This window comes from Corallococcus sp. AB049A (genome assembly GCF_003668885.1).
GTDB classification, from domain to species: Bacteria; Myxococcota; Myxococcia; order Myxococcales; family Myxococcaceae; genus Corallococcus; species Corallococcus interemptor.
The window spans coordinates 1-445 of record NZ_RAWL01001111.1; the positions used below are offsets into that span (position 1 = coordinate 1).

Annotated in this window: 1 protein-coding gene; it reads left to right on the forward strand. The window is 66.1% G+C overall.

Annotated features, from left to right (window positions below):
• Window positions 1–445, forward strand: a 445-nt coding sequence (locus tag D7X55_RS46470) for a DUF481 domain-containing protein (RefSeq protein WP_121725759.1), incomplete at both ends; no start/stop codon positions are given.

The following is a 445-nucleotide window of genomic DNA, read 5'->3' on the forward strand; positions in this document are numbered from 1 at the left end:
GAAACCAACGACGACGGCACCACCACCCGCCGCAACAACACCACCGCCAACCGCTACACCGGCAGTGCCGGCAGCGCGCTGCAGCTGGGCGAACACCGCCAGCTGACCGCGACGGTGCGTACGGAACGCGACGACTTCGCCACCTACGACCGCCAGAGCTCGTTCGGTCTGGGTTACGGCACCCGCCTGTGGAACACCGAGCGCTTCCCGTTCGACGCGCAGATCGGCCCCGGTGTGCGCCGCACCCACAGCACCGAGGACGACCGCACCCGCACCGGCCTGATCGGCCGTGGCCTGTTCGACATGAAGTATTCGCTGACTGACAACACCGACCTGGTCAACACGCTGCTGGTCGAATCCGGTTCGTACAACACCTTCGGCCAGAACGACTTCGGTGTCTCGGTGAGCATGAACGAGCACCTGGCACTGAAGGCCGGCTGGCAGG